Below are 18,598 nucleotides of genomic sequence, written 5' to 3'. Positions count from 1 at the left end.
ATGTGGAGGAATTTCCTATGCAAAAAATTAAAGGCCTGCTAATCTCAATGCTATTATTAGCATGCATACTAGCAGGTTGTAATGAAACACCTGCTAAAAATAAAGGATCAACGACAGAAGGCGCATCTACATCAGCAGTTCATGTGGATGCAACTGATTGGCCAAGAACATTTAAGGATGCCTTAGGTAAAGAAATTGTTATCAAGAAAAAACCAGAAAAAGTAGCCTCGCTATGGTATTTTTATCCTGAAATATTAGTTGCATTAGGTGAGCCACCTGCTGCTTCTACTGAAAAAGAGTATCTCTCTTCTTTATCTTATTTAAAAGGAAAGATGGATTCAGCTGAAGAATTAGGAGATAAAGTGTCTCCCGATATTGAAAAAATTCTATCTATTGAGCCTGATTATATTTTGGCAACAGAATATCATGAAAAATTGTATGATTCACTAGAAAAAGTTGCGCCAGTCATTACGTTGAAAACAAAGGAGATCTATGAAAATTGGCAATATGGACTCCGTACAGTAGCCGAGATTATTGGAAAAGAAGACGAAGCGGAAAAAGTAATTGATAAAATGATGAAAGAAATTGCAACTGGGCGTAAAGCATTAAAGTCGATTGAAGGAGAGTCAGTAGCACTTATATTGTCTTGGGATGGAAAAACTTTTAATGTTCTAGGTGAAGGAAATCCTGTCTATACACTTGCGTTTGATAAAGAAAAGGGACTAGGGCTTACACCGGATGATGCATATACAGGTACTAATAATGAATTTTTTTCGTTTGAAGGAATGTCAACTGTTCAAGCAGATCATATTTTTCTTATAGGTGACATTACACAAAAGCAAAAATTAATGAATGACTTAAAACAAAGTAATGTATGGAATGCTATGAATGCCGTAAAGAAAGGCAATGTCTATTTAATGGATAATTCCGCTATTACAGGTGGCCCATTAGCCATCGAATATGCTTTGCAAAATATAACATCCGCCTTGCGTAAGCTCTAAAAAGTCGAGAAAAATTCCATCGAAATCAAATAATGAAGTTCAAAAAAATGAGGAGTGATTAATATCCATTACCAAGCTATTAAACTAAATGAGAAGCTATCTAAAATTAACGATCTTTGGTCTCCGAATGTCATTGGTGAATTGAATGACTATCAATTTAAACTCATTAAGATTGCTGGGGAGTTTGAATGGCACAGTCATCAAGATACCGATAAGGTATTTATGACGCTCGAAGGGGAAATGATCATTGATTTTCGAGATGGTCAGGTTAAAATTTCCAAGGGTGAGATGTTTATTGTCCCAAAGGGAATCGAGATGAAGCCTTCCGCCGAAAAGGAATGCCATATCATGTTGGTGGAGCCTAGAGGCGCAGTAAACACTGGGGGTACTGAGTCCGAATTAACAGCATCCAATGATACTTTGGTCTAGTAAGTGTTACAAGTACGAACTAATGTATGAGAACATGATTCCTTGTGCCAATTCATGTGATTGATGAAAAGGTAAACCGTATTCGGGATGGCTGGAGGACGGGGCTAGCAAAGCAGTTAGACCGAGGCTACTTTACATACATACAGTATGTATGTTAAACTGGGTACTATCATAACCGAGAGGGGTTTTATTATGAAAGTATCCAGTTGTTATCCCGTCATTTTAACAGATCAAGTTATTCCCACGGCAGCATTTTACAAGGATCATTTTGGATTCAAGAAGATGTTTGAGGCGGACTGGTATATCAGCTTGAAAATGCCCGGCAATGACATACCGTACGAATTGGCTATTCTTGACGCCTCTCATCCGACCATTCCCGACGCATACCGGACAAAAGTAAGAGGGCTGATTCTTAACTTCGAAGTGGACGATGTTGATGCAGAATACGAACGTCTCATTAGGGGAGCTAAGCTACCGCTGGAGCTCGATATCCGGAGCGAGGATTTTGGACAGCGGCATTTCATTACCTCCGATCCCAACGGGGTATTGATCGATATCATTACTGTCATCCCACCTTCAAATGATTTTAGTACCCAATATTCCGAAGAGATATGGGAATAAGGGAATACTTGCATGGGAGTGCATGTACCTTTGGAGAACTATTTTGGAGGAGAACTAGTCGATTATGAGAAGAAACAAAGCTGCGACTGCGGAAACAATCCGTAAGCTGATCGATGTCGCCAGAACCCATTTTACCGATTATGGTTATGCTGATACGGCATTGGAATCGATCGTTCATGAGGCGAATCTGACCCGGGGAGCGGTCTATCATCATTTTCGCAGCAAGAAGGAATTGTTTAGAATTGTACTTGAAGATGTCCAACGGGAGGTTGCCGAAAGGGTGGAGCAGGAGGCATCGGCAAGTGAAGATCTATGGCAGCAGCTCTACCTGGGTTGCCGCGCATTCATTATGGCTGCTGTTGAAGAGCGAAATAGACGTATCATGCTGATCGACGGCCCTGCGATTCTTGGCTGGGAAGTATGGAGAGAGATGGATAAGAACCATTCCATGCGCTTATTAAGGGAGCAGCTTGGAATCATGCAGGACCATGGATACTTTCGGATGGTTCCCCTTGATGCAATGACCCATTTTATTTCGGGCGGTTTGAATGAGACGGCGCTCTGGCTTGCCAACGAGTCTTTGCAGCCTAATGTTCTGGATGAGACGATGAAGGTACTTGCAGTATTCTTGGAAGGATTAAAACAATGACGATTCACTTACCTGAAGCGATGTTTCTATACAGCGGCGGTGCAACGAAATGAAAACAGAGAGGAAGCAAGCGGATTTTACCGTTGTAAAACGGATTATGCAGGATTTCCTTTAATTAAGTCGGACTATGTTGCTGGATACCACACTACTCTCCCTAATAGAGGGAGAGTAGTGCTCTTCTTTAGTAGCGAATAAAGGGCCTACCGATATCTGACTAGCTTTGGGCCTCTTGCTTAGGTTAGACATAGTCCTAGTTATGCCCGTGAACGTCCATCAGAGGCGTTCTTCTTTTCGTCACGGATGATCTCCCAATGCCTCTATTGCTACTTGCTGCGCATAGGAATACTGAGCGAGCGCCCAATTTGTCCTGCGTTAAAAATGGTGAAGCGAAGCTTTAGCTCCGTGTTGCCTTGAACTCCTTATAGCCATGTTGCATCAGGGCCGTAAAATTAACCGTCCGACGGGGTGTACTTACCCACGTCTGGCTCGAATGCCGCTCCACTCGCCAGGTCCAGCTCCACGTGGGTGGTTCCGCGATTGTCGGCCAGCACGATCATTCGCGACCCGACGACGGGAACGCGCTCGGCGCTGGTGCGCATGTGTGCTGGTACGACACGTGGAGCACCGTCAACGATATAATTTACCTCAACCGTGAACATCGGGAGATTAAAGAGCCAACTGTTAGTAAAATTCACGGCGGTCAACGTCCCGGTGTATGACGAACCCTCCACGCGGAGTCGCTCGATATCCATCTGACGCCGCTTGGCGTGGGCGATAGAGCCGGGCAACCGCAGGAGCGCGATGGCGGCCCAGAGGGCGAAGCTAGCTCCGACGACGGCGCCGAGCTCAAGCGGGATCGTCGGCGATGTCGCTATGGCCTCGAGGTCAAAGGGGCGCGACGGGTTGCTTGTCAGCGTCCACAGCAGGAGGACTCCCGCGACTGCTGCGAGCCCTCCTGTTACCGATAGCGTCGCGAACAGGCCGGACACCCTGGTCTGTCCGAACTGATCATTCGATCGCGAGTACAATGCACCGGTCATAACGATCGCGACGAACAGCAGCAAAACGGCGACGCCCACTGTGACCGGATGACCGAGGAGCATGTTGATCGCCGGTGTCGGCGCCATGCCGAGCAGTGCGCCGAACGGCACGGAGCCTGTCAGCGCCCACAGTGCAGCGGCTGTAAGCAGCCACGGCATCAGCGGAGCCGCGCGTCCGACGCGACGTCCCGGCGGGAGCATAGTCATCCGTCCGTTCTTATCCGTGGTGGAGAACAGCGGCAGCGTCTCGATATGTTCTTGCTGCCCGTGCTTCTGTTGACCCTCCGCAGCATCCCTCATTGGCATCGCCCTCCCGAGAAAGATACTCGCACCCTGAGCGGCGGAGGGGAATTCCCCGCGACGCGGTCGGGACGATCAACTATAAAATGGAGAAGTTTCTTCCTTTTGTACTCAGCCATACACAACTTCACCCCCTAATATTTCATATCTATATTTTACCACTATAAGATTGTCCGCTGTAAATACTCCCAAAGTCACATGAATTCCAACATGGCGTGAGCAACTAACAGGTACGATAGTTGAAAGGAACAAGCAGATCACCGCGCAGCAGCAATTCCTTTCGCATTATTCGCTGATAGTATCGTCCCGCTCATTGCTGCGGATAACACCGTTCATTTTGTGTCACATGACATTATGGCACTGGCGGATCTGACATCAAGATCCGTACAATACGTCTGCTACTTGCAAAGGATGTGGGCTCTTTGATGGCCAGAACCGTCGTTGGCTTTGTTAAAACGGCTATTTCCTGCTGCTTACTTTCGGCTCCGGATGGTAGTTTACTCTATAGCAGTTTACTCAATACTAGTTACGTAATGTCATACTGAAGGTCTTAGGGGTGGATGTTTTTGTTCGATATGGTCAAGCAATGGTACTGGTACGACTGGCTCATGTTCATAATCCGTCTGATATGCAGCATTTCTCTTGTGTTTACGACCATAGAGCTGCAAGAATATTTCACGCTGCCGATTGTGGTCCTTGTGCTGTGGCAGCTGATTGCTTTTTCCGTTCCATGGCTTTGCTTGCATCTCGATTATAAATACTACCTGCTTACGGAAATCGTGATTTCGGGCGGGTTGTGCTTGTATCTGGCTTCATTTTTTCCGCAAGCCTACTTCTCATTCCTACTATATGCCTTTTTAATTGCTGCCCACAGCGCGAAAAGGGCCTATCTCTGGTCAGGGCCTGTATCCATATTGCTCCTGCCCGCCATAATTAAGCTGTTTACAGAGCAGAGTGAATACTGGGTCATGGCCGTTCACATCGGGATGGCGTATGTCTTCGGATTCTCATTCCATTTACTCGCGCTCAATCATCGTCAAGGTGAAATTATCCGTGAGCAGAATGCGGTGCTGGAGCAGTACCTGTCCCAAATCGAGCGCATCACGCTTGCCGAAGAGCGGAATCGGCTGTCCAAAGAGCTTCATGATACTGTCGGTAATGGCTACACTTCGCTCATTATGGGATTGGAAACGTTGCGCCCTGAACTGTCAACGGAAACAAGAACGGAAAGGCTCGATTCCCTATTGAACCTGGCCCGCCAAAATATGGAGGAGGTCAGAGGCTACGTGCATCAAATCGAATCGCCGCGAGAGGCGCTCCCGCTGCTACAGTCTTTGAGGAAGCTGGCGGAGGAGTTTCAGGAGCATGCCAAGGTGACGGTCCGTTTCCAAGCCTACGGGGAAGAATACCCTGTAACGAAGCAAGCGAAGACAGCGCTTTATCGCTGCTTGCAAGAGTCGTTGACGAATGCCGTGCGTCATGGACACTCGACAGAGATTAAGGTTTCCGTGCAATTCGAGCCCCAGCAGACGAGACTGGAAATTCAAGATAACGGCCGCGGGATGGAGCATGGGAGGGAGGGCTTCGGCTTGAGCGCCATGAAGGAGCGTGCGATGAATTTACAAGGCCATATTGCCATCTATACGGAGCCGGGAGAAGGTACTCTCGTTACATGTACGCTACCTAGACAAACGGAGCTTAAGGATGAAGCCATCCGCCTGTTGGTCGTCGATGACCAGCCCTATATCCGTGAGAGCCTGCGGACTCTGCTGGAGGAGCAGCAGGATTTGCAGGTTGTCGGGACGGCAGAGGATGGCGAGCAAGCGATCGAGCTGTGCAGGCAGTTTCAGCCACAGCTGGTGCTTATGGATTTGGAAATGCCGAATGTGGATGGAATCTCCGCATCCCGTACGATAAAAGAAACGTGGCCCCACATCCGCATTCTGATTCTCACCACGTTCGAGGATACCAGACAGGCTCTGGAGGCGATGCGAAGTGGGGCGGACGGATACTTGTTGAAGTCCATGCAGCCATTAGAACTGGCCGAAACGATACGTACCGTCTACCGCGGGGGCACGCTGATCGATCAGGGCATATCCCACAAATTGTTTGCCCAGCTGGAAGCGGACAATAGCGGGGATGACCCTTCGTCAATCAAAGCGTCATCCACCAATGAGTTAACGCCGCGGGAGCTTGAAATTTTACAGTTCATGTCCAAAGGGCTGCGATATAAAAGCATTGCTTCCAAATTGTATTTATCCGAGGGTACAGTTCGAAACTATGCGTCATCGGCTTATGTGAAGCTGGGGGTCCGGAACCGGGAGGAAGCGGTGCAAAAAGCCAGGGAGGCCGGGCTTCTGGAATAACCTGCATGTATGCCTGAACGGCAGCTAACTTAAACTCCTTTGTATATTGATGAAATGTCTGTCCTTTTTTAGCCATAAAAAAATCCCCTCCAAGTTACACTCGTTCCTTATGGTGCCATAAGGTTTTTTTGAGTATCTACTTAAAGGGGATATTACCAGAATTATGGTTTCAGTTATTTACGGATTGGCAATGTGTAGTAATCAAATGCCAGATCCAATAAGGCACTTGCTTCCTGCCGCTTTAGCAGCTGCTTGGAACGGAAGTCGATGGAGCCGTCCGAATTGATCTTGGTATCCGGGTCCATGATGCCCTGGGATACAAGAGTTGTGATGGCTTCAACTGCCCAAGCATCCGTTTCGCCACGCAATGTAACCTTGGCTCCAGGCTGAGCTTGTCTCAGGTTCTGGATCATGACTGCCGCCATTTGTCTGGTAACAGGAGAATCAGGCTGATAATTAGGCAATCCGGACAACATCTGCTTCTTGTTGGGTTCAATCGTATAAGGCATGGATTCCCAGCCATGGGCGTGCAGTAGCAACTCCGAGAACTCACCCTGAGTTAACGTTCCTTCCGGATCGAAGAGGGTAGCCGACTTTCCGTCCATGATCTTTAAAGCATGGAGATTGTGAATATAAGACGTATACTTGCTGTCCGCCGGTACATCAGTGAATGGCGCATCCACATTTACTTTTTGTGCATAACCCACGTAGTGCGGAAGCGTCATGTAATAGAAATAGGTGATTTGGCCTGCCCCATTTTTTTGAAAGGCTACTTTATTGCCGGATTCATCCTCAAAGAGTAAAGGGTGGATCATTTTCAACGTACTCTTGCCCAGATCTCCTGTCTCCATAACCAATTTTCCGTCTGAATAGGAAACGCGGGTCCTCATGGATCCAAGACGCGTGTTTTGGTACAACCCTGTGTAGTCCTTGGCCTGCTGCTCACTGATTGGAGAGTAGGATGGCTGTGGAGCCTCATCTTTTTTCGGATAATAATGATTCATAAATGCCTCATAAACGTCGAGACTCATCATGGAGTCGTTGTTGTAGGACATGTAGAACGCTGTATTTTTCTCCGGCAGAAGAACAATCAAGGAAGAATGACCGGTCACATTTCCCCCTTTGAGAACCACATGTTGACCATTCATCTTCTCTTTGAAGTAGCCTTCGAATCCGATGGTTGTGACAGGGAACTCTTTGTCAGGGAACACCTGGTAGGTGTGCATTTGCTCGATGCTCTTGGGACTTAAGATTTCTTTGCCTCCATACGTGCCTTTGTTCAGATGCATCATAAGGTACTTCACCATGTCATCTGCGGTTGATACCATGCCGCCGCTAGGCCGATCGGTTGGTTTGAATCCCTCCAAGGGGATCAGCTCGCCTTTTGGTCCATAATGGGCAGCCATTCTCTTGAGCAGTTCGGGTTTAAACCGCACATTCGTCGAATTCATGCCTAACGGCTTGAAAATATTTTCCTCCATATACTGGGCGAATGACATGCCTGTCACTTCCCCTACCGCGTACCCCGCCAGTGTGAACCCAAAATTATCGTAGGTGTACGCTTCCCCCGGAGGTCTGACAACAGTCGGCATATTCGCTTCCAGAGACTCCTTCATTGGGAAGAATTGATTCACATATTCCGGTGTCGATCCAGAGAGGATATCCGGTTTGTCAAAGCCGCTGGTATACGTAAGCAAATCGTACATCGTCAGTTTTTTTCCTGTTGTATTCGGTACCTTCATTCCCCCCAGGTATTCCTGGATATCGTGATGCAAATCAATCTTTCCCTTATCGACCAGTTGCATAGCTGCCAGAGCCGTGAACTGCTTCGTCACAGAACCGATTTGGAAAACGGTGCTGCTGTCTACCGGAATTTTATTTTCCCTGTCAGCATAACCGTACCCCTTGCTTAGCAGTACTTTCCCATTCGATACGACCGCAAAATTAGAACCAACTGTAGTATACTTTTTCATCGCGTCTGCAAAAATGCCATCTGCAAAGGCTTCCAGTTCCTTGGCATCCCGGGGCCCCTCCAGGCTGGCCTCCTTAGATGCAACTGACGTGGGAGCCTGCGGGGTATCGGGTGCGCTCCCTGATCCTGTACAAGCGTTAATGATTGTACTAGTTAATACCAGAACAGTTAATAGCAGAACTGCGCGTTTCTTTCGAATCCATTTCTTCATAAATGATATCTCCTTAACCATTAGATTTGCCTCTTAACAATCGGCTGAGCCCAGTATGGCAAAGGAGTTATCACACCAACAAGTTACATTTCGTCATCCATGACATCCAGCCACTTTGAAAGCGTCATGTGACAATTCCGGCACTAGGTTTATGGCGAAAACTGGGTGATCGTGGTCGGTGGGATTTGCGGCTGTATCCTTTCTTCCCGCCATGTTCTTGTCTGGTCGAGAAAAATAAAGGGATAAACTGGGTTCAGGCAATATTGTCCACCGTGGTTTTCAATTAGTGGACTTTTGGAGGGATATAGTTTACTATTTGATAAAAGTATTGTGGAGGCATGTACGCTTTTACTTCGCAATCAATCCATTTCAATATTATTTCATAAGAGCTTTCAGCTTCGCGATAATAGCAAACCTGCCGCAAAGGCAGCGACGCAAAACTACAGGGCCTAAGGGTGAATACCTATGGCAGCCAGTTACCGAACGAAAACTGTAATAAAGACAAACTTTGCAACTTTTGTTTTTATGAAGTTATTTCAAACACAGTTCGGTGTGTAACCGGATTGTGTTTTTTTTGTCGAGAATTTTAGTCCCATATCAACGAAGCCATGAAAAAAGGGGGCGGGAGAAATGAAAAAGTTCATTCATATAGTATGTGGAGTTTTCTTAATATTCCTCGCTTTCCCTGGAATGGCAGCAGCGGACTCGAAATTCGCATTCCAAAATTCTACGAACCTATCAACATGGTTATGGGATACTTCCGAGATTGTTTCTGATCAGGACAGTATTATTAATAATTTGGTCAATAATAACATCAAGGTGCTGTTGCTTCAGATAGATACTACACTCGAACAGAAGTATTATAAGGAGTTTATTAGCAAGGCGACTGCAAACGGAATTAGTGTACATGCACTTGATGGTGCGCCTGGATGGGTGGCCAATAATGGAGTAACACTCCAGCAGAATTTTCTTAAATGGTTGATTAACTATCAAGAGTTTGCGCCATCAAATGAAAAATTTAGGGGTATACATTTAGATGTTGAGCCATACGAGCATGAACAGTATGAGGATAATACGAATAAATTTTTGGAAGAATACCAATCCATGATGATGACATTTAGAAACCAAGCCAATCAACTTGAATTGGAATTTGGAATAGACATCCCCTTTTGGTTTTACGGTGTGCAGTACAATACCAAATATGGGAGTGGAAATATCGCAGAGTGGCTTTGTAAGTATGTTGAATTTATTAGCATCATGGCATACCGAGATTCAGCATCAGGAACAGACGGAATCATGGGGATTTCTGCCGCGGAAATGAAATTATTTGAGAAGTACAACGTTAAGGGTACGATAGCAGTTGAAACCGGACGTCTTGCGGATGAATATCAATATGTAACCTTCTATGAAGAAGGCAAAGCGTATATGGATCAGCAGCTCGAACATGTTTATCAAAATTACAAAGCCAATCCTGCTTTTCATGGCATAGCGATTCATCATTATGATAGTTGGATGAAGATGAAATAAGACATTCGCCGTAACCCTAACCTTAAAGGTTAGGGTTACTTTTCTGTTTTATGAAAATAATGTGAAGGGGATAAAGCTGTTGACATTTAGGCCTAATTACCTATAAAATGACGAAGGAGGTTGTGGATATGACGCTGAAAACAAGGGTATTACTTGGAATTTTGTCGATAATTGTAATATTAGGATCTGCATTGGCTTATCAGTTTTTCTTTTTACATAACCAAATGAATGAAGGCGCCGTTTCCTTGAATGAAGGCGATGTTCGGTATATGAGCAAAACGGACAAAGATTTTTTTTATGTCTTTGATGGGAAAAAATGGAATAAAATGTTTATTAAGGGTGTCAATCTAGGCGCTGGAAAGCCGGGTGCTTTTCCTGGAGAAGTTGCGATTACGTATGATGAGTATATGAGGTGGTTCACCTATATTTCTCAAATGAATGCAAACACAATCCGGGTTTACACCACACAGCGTCCGCAATTTTACAACGCTTTAAGTGATTTTAATCACAAGATGGAGAAAGAAGGAAAACAGCCCATTTATGTGATTCACGGCGTTTGGGTGAATGAGAATGATATCATGACGATTGATGATGCTTTTGGAAACAATGACAAGATTCTGAATGATGTCATTGCGAGTGGCAAAGAAATTGTTGATATTATACATGGGAATGCCTATTTGCCTGTTAAGAAAGGATATGCGGATGGCACCTATACGACAGATGTGTCGAAATATGTGATTGGATGGATTCTAGGCATAGAGTGGGACCCTTCTTTTGTCGTAGGCACGAATGAGAATAACCCGAACCGCAGTGGATATGAGGGCAAGTTTCTATATACATCAGGCGCTTCGCCTTTCGAGGCATTTTTAGCCCAAATGGGAGATCAAATCGTCGAGCACGAAATGACGAACTATCATATGCAAAGGCCGGTTGCATTCTCAAACTGGGTAACCACCGATCCGCTTAAGCATCCGAATGAACCATATAAAAATGAAGATCTTGTAGAAGTTAATGTCGAGCATGTGAAATCGCATGATACGTACAAAGCAGGTATGTTCGTTTCGTATCACGTGTATCCGTACTACCCCGATTCTTTTAGTTTTCAAAAAGATTATATTCAGTTCAAAGGTCCGGATGGCAAGCCAGATCCTTATTTAGCTTATTTAGAAGATATCAAAAAGGTTCATTCGATGCCTATTGTTGTGTCAGAGTTCGGCATACCGGCCTCTAGAGGGAAGGCGCACGAAAATAGAATAACCGGGTTTAATCAAGGGTTTATCGACGAAAAGACGCAAGGTGATATGTTGGTGCATATGATCAACGATATAAACACGGCTAATCTTGCAGGAGGCATCGTATTTTCGTGGCAGGATGAGTGGTTCAAAAGAACGTGGAACAACAACGATCTGGATATGCCTGATTCTCGTCCGTATTGGTCGAATCCCCAGACGAATGAGCAGCATTTCGGCCTCTTAGCCTTTGATCCAGGAAGCACCAAAAATATCAGTTATGTGGACGGCAAGGTGGATGATTGGACGAATGATTCTCCTCTCGTCATTAACGATGACACGAAGCTATATGTGAAGAGTGACGAAGCCTATGTGTATATCAGAGTTGATTCTGAGAATTATGACTTTAACAAAGATACCTTGCTGCTTCCCATTGATATCATTCCTGGACAGGGGAACACACGCATCTCTAAATATGATACGACGTTTAGCAAGGAAGCGGATTTTGTCCTGAAAATTCACGGACCTGACGACTCTCACCTTCTCGTCGATGCCTATTACGATAATTATTATTTCCGCTATGCGTTCCAGACGGATCTTATTGAAAAAAATGAGATGTTCCACAAGAAAAATTCAGGCTTATTTAATCCTATACGACTTGCGCTGAATAAAAAGGTGGTCATTCCACCAGAGAACACGGTTATCCCTTTTACTGGATATGAGACAGGGATGCTTCGATATGGCATAGCCAATCCGGACAGTCCTTCCTATAATTCTTTAAATGATTTTTATTACGAAAATGGACATCTAGAGATAAGAATACCTTGGCAGTTGCTCAATGTGATGGACCCATCCAAGAAATTCGTCATCAATGATATGTATGCTAACGGCAAAATATCACCACTTAAAGTGAACGGTTTCCAAATTGGCATTGAAAAACTTGAAAATGGCACGACCAAGGGCTCTCAAGATCTAGCGATGAAGGAGTATAACTGGAAGGAATGGGATATTCCTACGTTTCATGAACGTTTAAAGCCTTCCTACTATATTTTACAAAAAGGGTTTCAAGAATTGACTGCCGATAAATGAGGAATAAATCATGAAGATAAAAACGATGAAAGTTCGCTATTGGGTGTTGCTATTCCTATTGGTTAGCGTAGGAACCCCCTTTATATGGTGGATGTTGATGCCTAATAAAAATCTGGATGTCGTCGTGCTCAACAAAACATTTCCGCTTGTAACGAATGTCTCCGGCGGAGAGAAACAACTAGACTACAGCAAGCAGCGCGGTTTGTATTGGCTTATGGCGTATCTTGGGATAAAAAATCCAGAGACAAATAAAAAATACGAAGTGCGTACTGACTATTATGGCAACTTTCTTAATAATGGGAAATTAGTGAACAAACCGCTTCAGAAATTAACTTACGTGCCGGATGTAATCTATCTCTCGGATACCTATGGGACAGGCAATTCCAAAATCAATGGTGTGGAGCCCGAAGGCGTTTCAGGTATGACCAAAGAGGAAGTTGCTCTCGTTGCAACAAGTTATGCCAAGGGTACGACGGTTATTGGCGAATATAATATTGCCGGGGACCCGACAAAAACAAGCGTATCGAAGGAACTGGGAGAGATTTTCGGTGTTAATTTTACAGGATTAGCAGGCAAATTTTTCTCAGACTTGTCTTCAACTGCTGATGTTCCCAATTGGATGCGAGCGACGTATGAACAACAGTACGGTAAGAAATGGAGCCTTACAGGAGCGGGAATTGTCATCGCAGGAAACAATAGAATTGTGGTTTTGCAACGCGATATTGGGTTTACAGGAAACTCTCTTCAGATCTACATGACAGAGCAGAATGCCCAAACCTATGGAACGGAAGCTGTTGATTATTATAATTGGTTTGAAATTGTTAAGCCAGTAGATGAGGATTCGGTCATTGCCTGGTACGACTTGAATCTTACCGAAGAGGGAAAAAATCAATTAAACCCATTTGGACTTGATCATAAGCTTCCCGCGATCATTGCTAAACATTCAAATAATAAACATTCGTTTTATTTTGCTGGTGATTTTACCGATTATCGAGGACCTGACAAGATTAATAGGTTTTTTGGTGCAACCACGTTATATCGGTATTTTAGTGTGAATAGTGAGGGGGATCTCTCCTACTTCTACTGGCGTTTTTACGTACCTCTGATGTCCAAGCTGTTCAAGGATATAAAGCCGTTAGAACATGGAATATCGTTCAAGCCGGCGATGGAGGTTACTAGCGATGGCTCTCAGCTCTCGTCCAAGATTGATGGCAAGCAGTTTGCTGTCTATCAAAACGGTCAATGGAAGAAGCTGTATGTCAAAGGGGTGGACATCGGTCGAACAGTGCCGGGATACCCGCAAGGTACTTTTCCAGATGACCCAGCCTTTTACACAGATTGGTTTGAAAAAATAGCAAACATGAACGCCAATGCGATTAGAGTGTACACACGCATGCCATCTGTTTTTTACCGTGCACTAGATATTTATAATGATAATCATCCGGATAACAGGCTGTATGTCTTCCAAAATATAGCCGTTAATCAAGAACCTCCCGAGGGGAATTTTCTAGATAAAGCGTATCATGCAGCCGTTGAGAAGTCGGCAGAGGATACGATTAATGCCATTCATGGCAATGCGGCGATTGAAAGTGTGGATGGAAAGAGCTCCGATGTATATATCAATGACGTTTCGGGGTATGTGCTTGGATATTTGGTAACGCCAGATTTGAGGCCGGACCGTGTGGCTGCAACGGATGCAGGTAATCCATCCTATCGCTATACGGGTGAATATGTCTCTGCTGGCACCAGTGCAACACCAACGGAATCGTGGTTAGCTTCATTAAGTAATAAAGTATACGAATACGAACAACAAAGCTACAACATGCAGCATCCTGCAGGAATTGTCAGCATTCCGGAACTTGATCGCGTATACCAAGACATGTACAATGCTGCAGATGGGAATTCCAAGGCATCGGCCGTTACGATTAATCATTTGGATACAACCAACAAGGTGACTAGCGGGTTTTTCGGAGCCTATAATATGTTTCCTGACCAACCCGTTTTCAGGAGTGGTGAAGCAGATGAAGCCAAGCCTTCATTTGCAGGCTTCAAAGCATACTTGAACAATTTCATGAAGACCCAAAATAAATATCCGGTATTAATCAGCGAGTTTGGTCTTCCGACAAGCGCGGATTCAACGGAAGTTCAGCAAGGCTCGGGGATTGTTTCTTTAATAGCGATGATTAAAGATAGCGGAGCGATGGGCGGGCTTCTATATGAATGGGCCGATGAATGGGGGGCAAGCAGCAAGTTCACATCCCCGTTGATGATTCCTTATAACCGAGGGTCTTTGTGGCACAATGTGGTCGACCCTGAGCAGAATTATGGCGTTATGGCCCTGGAGTCCAAAATCCCTAAAGACTATGCGATGACTTTGCGTGGTTCAGACCCGTTGAATACGTTAGCTTTTAACGCAGATGAGTCGTATTTCTATATGAAAGCTGATTTTCATACCTTACCGGCGTTTGATCAAAAAAGTATCATGATCTATCTGGATACGATAGATAGAAAAAATGGGGAGTACATGATATCCCCTGAGGGTGAGGAGAACTGGTCTGGAACGGAGTTCAATATTAACATCGACAGCCAGAATAAGGCCGATTTATTGGTCATCCCTACTTACAATACAAGCAAAGGATCTTATTTCTCTTCCGTTTCTACGACGGGGATTTTCGAAAAAATGGATGGTTCGAAATTAATCCCAGGTCGGTTTGAGAATAGTCTGAGTCAATTCTATGTGGAAGGAAACACGTTGAATGTTAGGATTCCATGGACAAGACTCAACTTCTCCGATCCATCAAGCTTGCTTGTATTAAGCGATGAGAAGCACAAGGGTGCAGCAGAGAGCTTGAAAGAGGCACTTTCTGTGAGAATGACCGATGGCATCGTAGCCTCCTTGGTGATCATGGATAAAGCAACGCAAAAAGTGGACTATCATTTCCCAGAAAGCGTGACCTCACCGGGCTACAGGACGTTCATGTGGAACACTTGGGATGTACCTCAACCTGTATCTCGCACCAAAATGAGTTATGACATGATCAGAGAAGAGTTTGCTAACTAGAATACATGAAATAATTAGGAAAGAAGGTGAGCGGACATGACGAATCAAGCGCTTTACTTACTCTGGGTTTCGATTGGGTTAATTTCAAGTTTTTTTATAGCGATTGTTGTCATGTGGGTGTATTCGTATATTCATATGAAAGCTGTCGCTAAAATAAAGGGGTCGTTGGAAGAAATGCTCTCCTCCTATTTTCGTTTAGAGAAAGAGGAGCAGCAGGATGTCGCTCGAAAGTTACATGCCTATGTGAAGCACAGCGTATTAAAAAACGAAATGTTAATAAATCTCATCATTCAGAATGGCGAACCATTTATCGAGAGTAACCATGAACAATTACTTAAGTTATATGAATCAGCGGGAACGAAATCATTTCTGATCAAACGACTTTTGTCCAAACGAACACATGTACAGGCATTAGCTTGTCGGCATTTGGGAGACCTAAGGGTACATGATGTGGAAATGCACATTTATAAGCTTATCAACAGCAAAGATAATGATGTTATTTATCATGTCTTACTTGCTCTTGCCAAACTTGGCGATTTACAAAGACTAACGCATATTTTAAATGCGAATTCCCAAAACATACATTTATCATTCCGCGCGGTTATTGAAATCATAGCTGATTTCAAAGGGCCCAAGGATGAGTTATTCAAGGCTACTATTGAATCCAGCGATGATTACTTAAAAGGGATTTTAATTAAAGCATCCGCGGATTACCAATTAGAGGATTTGGGCGAGTACTATGTGAAATATTTGAACAGTACGAATACAAATTTAAAGATTGCTTGTATTCGGGCGTTATCTGAGCTGACAAATCCTTTGTATGAAGCGTATGTGATCGCCATGCTTGAAGATTCAGAATGGGAGGTCAGAGCAGCGGCCGCTAAGGGTCTGGAGAAGCTAGGCACAAGTCGGAGTTTTACCGCTCTAGGAGAAAAAATTAGTGATTCGGAATGGTGGGTAAGACACAATGCAGCCAATTCTCTTGTGTTGATTCCTGGAGGAAAGGAATATGCAAACCAGATCATGAACAATAAGGATCGTTTTGCACGTGAGGCCGTTATGGGCGTGTTGGCATTGTCGTCGTAGGAACCACCGAATTATAGGAAGGGCGGCATAAGATATGTATGTTTTTTGGAAGTTCATTCTTTATTTTAGTGAATTTTGCATGCTTTATACCATTGCAATCAATCTCTTTTACAATGGTCAGATGATCGTTTCTGTTGTTGATATATTTGGTTACTTAAAGAAGATGAAGTCGTCTGATTACAAAAGGTATGTGGACTCTAAGAACATGATTCCGATCTCCATTATTGTTCCTGCGTATAACGAAGAAGCGACCATCGTGGATAATATAAAATCATTGCTAGCCTTAAATTACTATGAATATGAAATTATTATCGTGAATGACGGCTCTAAAGATGCAACGCGGGATAAGATCATCGCAGAGTTCGACTTGAAGAAAGTGAATCAGCCGGTCAAGAAAAGCTTACAGACCAATGAAATCGTAGGTATTTATCGGAATGCGAATTACGAGCGATTAATCCTCGTGGATAAAGAAAATGGGGGGAAAGCCGACGCCCTGAATGCGGGTATTAATCTATCGACATATCCGACTTTCGCGTGTATTGATGCGGACTCCATTTTGGAAAATGATGCACTGATCAAGCTGACGATGTTGTTTGTTGAAAATCCCGAAACCATTGCAGTGGGCGGCATTGTCAGAATTGCCAACGGTTCGACGATTCAGAACGGGAAATTAGTCAAGATGAATCTTCCCAAAAGTAAAGTTGCCGCTTTTCAAATTGTAGAATATTTACGCGCATTTCTAACGGGACGCACAAGTCTGAGTAAAATGAACTCCGTTCTTATCATTTCGGGAGCTTTCGGGGCTTTTAATAAGAAGATCGTCATTGAATGCGGCGGGTATAAAGCGAATACGATTGGTGAAGATATGGATATTATCATGCGACTTCACAAGAAAATGAGAGACGAAAAGCGAAAATATAAAATTAAGTTTTTGGCTGATCCGATTTGTTGGACACAGGCACCGGAATCACTTAAGGATCTAAGAGTCCAGCGGAGAAGATGGCAAATTGGCTTATTTGATAATCTGCTTAGTTATAAATCGATGATGCTTAACCCGAAATATGGTACCATTGGTATGGTGACATTGCCCTACTATTGGTTTTTTGAATTGATCGGTCCTATTATTGAGTTTCTTGGATATATTTTCATACCACTAGCGTACTTGTTTGGGTTATTAGAGTTTAATAGTTTCCTCATCTATTTTATCATTGCGTTCTTATTGGGCAGCACGTTATCCATGGGGAGTATTTTATTGGAGCAAATATCCTTCCGCAAATATACAACGTTTCTGGATACGATGCGATTAGTCGCTTTTGCCCTCCTTGAGAATTTAGGTTATCGACAGCTTACGATCCTTTATCGTATTGAAGGTATTATCAAGTTTAGAAAAGGGCGGCATGCTTGGGGTACAATAAAAAGAAAACAATTCGCATCCAGTGAGAAAGGGACCCCGATGTGATGAACGTTTAAGAAGATTAAATTTCTGCTTTTAGAAAATAATGAAATAAAAGGAGAGATGGAAAATGTCATATATCGTTGATTTTAAAAATGTATCTACGGTTGGTTTAGAGTCTTCACCTGTAGCAGAGGCGCTTGCTGGTTTACGCGCTAATGAAGCCCGTTACTTCATGAACAAATACAAACATGAATTTACGGTTGTACCCGCTAGCGAAAGCCAGGAGAATCTTGATTATGTGAACCAAATTTTGAAAGAACGTGATATTGCGTTTGCGGCCAAACCGTTAGAAACATCGCGTTTTCAAGTGGAAAATATCCAATTCACCTATGTCTTTTATGAAGATGGTCTTGGGATCAATGTCATGTATACGGTGGATGACCCTAAGAAGCGGGCTGTTGGTTTTAAGCTTTCTGAGGGGATGGAGATACCGAAGGAGCTAGAAGCCAAGTTTAAGTTTGCTAGGCAGAAGTCTAAACTAGCTGGAACAATTCGGGGCTCGTTTTTTGTGATTAAAGGACAATATTAAAGTAAGCCGATGCGCAAAGTGGACGAATCCAC

At 44.0% G+C, this 18,598-nt stretch carries 13 protein-coding genes and 1 riboswitch; of the genes, 11 read left to right on the top strand and 2 right to left on the bottom strand.

Translation table 11 applies throughout. The features are described from left to right. Positions 1-17 precede the first annotated feature (17 nt). The 4 genes from BC351_RS24060 (at position 18) to BC351_RS24045 (ending at position 2,700) form a co-directional block, all read left to right on the top strand. Positions 18-1,001, top strand: coding sequence for an ABC transporter substrate-binding protein (locus BC351_RS24060; protein ID WP_079415741.1), 984 nt, complete (start codon positions 18-20; stop codon positions 999-1,001). 63 nt (positions 1,002-1,064) lie between these two features. Next, complete coding sequence (locus BC351_RS24055) at positions 1,065-1,430, top strand: cupin domain-containing protein (protein WP_079415913.1); 366 nt, start codon at positions 1,065-1,067, stop codon at positions 1,428-1,430. 192 nt (positions 1,431-1,622) lie between these two features. Continuing rightward, positions 1,623-2,051: a VOC family protein gene (locus BC351_RS24050; RefSeq protein WP_079415739.1), complete on the top strand. Its 429-nt coding sequence runs from the start codon at positions 1,623-1,625 to the stop codon at positions 2,049-2,051. A gap of 64 nt (positions 2,052-2,115) precedes the next feature. Beyond that, positions 2,116-2,700: a TetR/AcrR family transcriptional regulator gene (locus tag BC351_RS24045; protein WP_079415737.1), complete on the top strand. Its 585-nt coding sequence runs from the start codon at positions 2,116-2,118 to the stop codon at positions 2,698-2,700. Positions 2,701-3,149: 449 nt separating this feature from the next. On the opposite strand, the gene BC351_RS24040 is transcribed toward BC351_RS24045, so the two are convergent. Beyond that, the gene (locus BC351_RS24040; RefSeq protein ID WP_079415735.1) at positions 3,150-4,040 is read right to left on the bottom strand and encodes a hypothetical protein; all 891 of its coding nucleotides are present in this window, start codon (positions 4,038-4,040) and stop codon (positions 3,150-3,152) included. Positions 4,041-4,615: 575 nt separating this feature from the next. On the opposite strand from BC351_RS24040, the gene BC351_RS24035 reads away from it, so the two are divergent. Beyond that, positions 4,616-6,406 carry a helix-turn-helix transcriptional regulator gene (locus BC351_RS24035; protein WP_079415911.1) on the top strand — a complete coding sequence of 597 codons (1,791 nt, stop codon included), beginning with the start codon at positions 4,616-4,618 and terminating at the stop codon, positions 6,404-6,406. 173 nt (positions 6,407-6,579) lie between these two features. Here the strand turns inward: BC351_RS24035 and BC351_RS24030 are convergent, their stop codons facing one another. Further along, positions 6,580-8,589 carry a serine hydrolase domain-containing protein gene (locus BC351_RS24030; RefSeq protein WP_079415733.1) on the bottom strand — a complete coding sequence of 670 codons (2,010 nt, stop codon included), beginning with the start codon at positions 8,587-8,589 and terminating at the stop codon, positions 6,580-6,582. A 398-nt stretch (positions 8,590-8,987) separates the two neighbouring features. After that, a riboswitch (cyclic di-GMP riboswitch) is annotated at positions 8,988-9,073 on the top strand. A gap of 146 nt (positions 9,074-9,219) precedes the next feature. Between BC351_RS24030 and BC351_RS24025 the strand changes: the two genes are divergently transcribed. The 6 genes from BC351_RS24025 to BC351_RS24000 all read left to right on the top strand — a co-directional run bounded on the left by BC351_RS24025 (position 9,220) and on the right by BC351_RS24000 (position 18,566). Next, positions 9,220-10,116 carry a hypothetical protein gene (locus BC351_RS24025; RefSeq protein ID WP_079415731.1) on the top strand — a complete coding sequence of 299 codons (897 nt, stop codon included), beginning with the start codon at positions 9,220-9,222 and terminating at the stop codon, positions 10,114-10,116. 128 nt (positions 10,117-10,244) lie between these two features. Further along, entirely contained in the window at positions 10,245-12,434 is a 2,190-nt protein-coding gene (locus BC351_RS24020; RefSeq protein WP_244209159.1) for a family 2 glycosyl transferase, read from the top strand. 10 nt (positions 12,435-12,444) lie between these two features. Continuing rightward, a complete protein-coding gene (locus BC351_RS24015) occupies positions 12,445-15,495 on the top strand; it encodes a hypothetical protein (RefSeq protein ID WP_079415727.1) in 3,051 nt (1,016 codons plus the stop codon). Positions 15,496-15,531: 36 nt separating this feature from the next. After that, on the top strand, positions 15,532-16,581 hold the full coding sequence (locus tag BC351_RS24010; RefSeq protein WP_079415725.1) for a HEAT repeat domain-containing protein: 1,050 nt from the start codon (positions 15,532-15,534) through the stop codon (positions 16,579-16,581). A gap of 34 nt (positions 16,582-16,615) precedes the next feature. Then, the gene (locus BC351_RS24005; RefSeq protein WP_079415723.1) at positions 16,616-18,040 is read left to right on the top strand and encodes a glycosyltransferase family 2 protein; all 1,425 of its coding nucleotides are present in this window, start codon (positions 16,616-16,618) and stop codon (positions 18,038-18,040) included. Between the two features lie 64 nt (positions 18,041-18,104). Beyond that, positions 18,105-18,566 (top strand): phage tail protein, encoded by a 462-nt coding sequence (locus BC351_RS24000; protein WP_079415721.1) that lies wholly within the window; start codon positions 18,105-18,107, stop codon positions 18,564-18,566. The last annotated feature ends 32 nt before the right edge of the window (positions 18,567-18,598 follow it).

The sequence above is a fragment of the Paenibacillus ferrarius genome (assembly GCF_002027705.1).
Lineage (GTDB): Bacteria > Bacillota > Bacilli > Paenibacillales > NBRC-103111 > Paenibacillus_E > Paenibacillus_E ferrarius.
The sequence above is the reverse complement of the archived record's forward strand: the minus strand, read 5'-3'. Positions and strand labels throughout refer to the sequence as shown.

Coding starts and splice junctions, on each gene's coding strand:
- BC351_RS24060 (WP_079415741.1), top strand. CDS start 18: ATGCAAAAAATTAAAGGCCTGCTAATCTCAATGCTATTATTAGCATGC.
- BC351_RS24050 (WP_079415739.1), top strand. CDS start 1,623: ATGAAAGTATCCAGTTGTTATCCCGTCATTTTAACAGATCAAGTTATT.
- BC351_RS24045 (WP_079415737.1), top strand. CDS start 2,116: ATGAGAAGAAACAAAGCTGCGACTGCGGAAACAATCCGTAAGCTGATC.
- BC351_RS24040 (WP_079415735.1), bottom strand. CDS start 4,040: ATGAGGGATGCTGCGGAGGGTCAACAGAAGCACGGGCAGCAAGAACAT.
- BC351_RS24035 (WP_079415911.1), top strand. CDS start 4,616: ATGGTCAAGCAATGGTACTGGTACGACTGGCTCATGTTCATAATCCGT.
- BC351_RS24030 (WP_079415733.1), bottom strand. CDS start 8,589: ATGAAGAAATGGATTCGAAAGAAACGCGCAGTTCTGCTATTAACTGTT.
- BC351_RS24025 (WP_079415731.1), top strand. CDS start 9,220: ATGAAAAAGTTCATTCATATAGTATGTGGAGTTTTCTTAATATTCCTC.
- BC351_RS24020 (WP_244209159.1), top strand. CDS start 10,245: ATGACGCTGAAAACAAGGGTATTACTTGGAATTTTGTCGATAATTGTA.
- BC351_RS24015 (WP_079415727.1), top strand. CDS start 12,445: ATGAAGATAAAAACGATGAAAGTTCGCTATTGGGTGTTGCTATTCCTA.
- BC351_RS24010 (WP_079415725.1), top strand. CDS start 15,532: ATGACGAATCAAGCGCTTTACTTACTCTGGGTTTCGATTGGGTTAATT.
- BC351_RS24005 (WP_079415723.1), top strand. CDS start 16,616: ATGTATGTTTTTTGGAAGTTCATTCTTTATTTTAGTGAATTTTGCATG.
- BC351_RS24000 (WP_079415721.1), top strand. CDS start 18,105: ATGTCATATATCGTTGATTTTAAAAATGTATCTACGGTTGGTTTAGAG.